We start from the raw sequence: 628 nt of genomic DNA, 5'->3' as shown, positions 1-628 counted from the left end.
GGGCGGAGCCTGCCCGCTGCGGGTCCCGGCTCCCGGCAGAATCAGCCCGGAGAGGGTATCTGAGGGGGCAGGCCGTGCTTGACCGGGTGGGCCATCCGCTTGACATGTCCGGACACCGGCACCGAATCCAGTGCCGTTGCGCAGCCCGATCTTCCTGGAGATCTTTCGCCGTCGGGACGTGTCCGAAACCGCACCGAACGTCGCAGTCGGGGAACACGTCCGATGGCCAATGGTTGAGAGGGCGTTCTGGATCTGTTGTGTCAGCGTCGCCCCGATGTTCCGCAGTTCCAGACGCGGAAAACGGGGAAATGCATGGACACTCCATCGCACGTCCGGGCGAAGCTTTGCGCTATCGGCTTGGCGCTGCTTCCGGTTCTTGTCGGGCTTGACGCAACCGCCGCGCGGTCTTGGGCGCAGGACAAGGTTGCATCCTGCGTCGACCCCTCCGAGCTGGCCCGCTCCGTCGTCAGCATCGTCCGGTACTTCAACGAGCCCCGGCGCAATGCCGCCGGAGAGGAAATCTTCGGCGAGCGGGCTACGGCGTGGTTCTACACCTCGCCCCGGCTCCTGGTCACCGCGGCGCATTTCGTGCGGGAACTGTCCCCTCGGGACTGGCAGGAGGCGGAGC

The 628-nt window shown here is 66.4% G+C and carries 1 protein-coding gene; it reads left to right on the top strand.

From position 1 onward, the window contains the following. Window positions 1-312: 312 nt before the first annotated feature. On the top strand, window positions 313-628 hold a 316-nt coding region (locus FS320_RS44720), incomplete at its 3' end, for a hypothetical protein (protein WP_152718814.1).

It is taken from the genome of Microvirga tunisiensis, from assembly GCF_009296175.1.
GTDB lineage: Bacteria > Pseudomonadota > Alphaproteobacteria > Rhizobiales > Beijerinckiaceae > Microvirga > Microvirga tunisiensis.
Note: the sequence above shows the minus strand (reverse complement) of the source record. Positions and strands in the feature narration are given on the sequence as shown.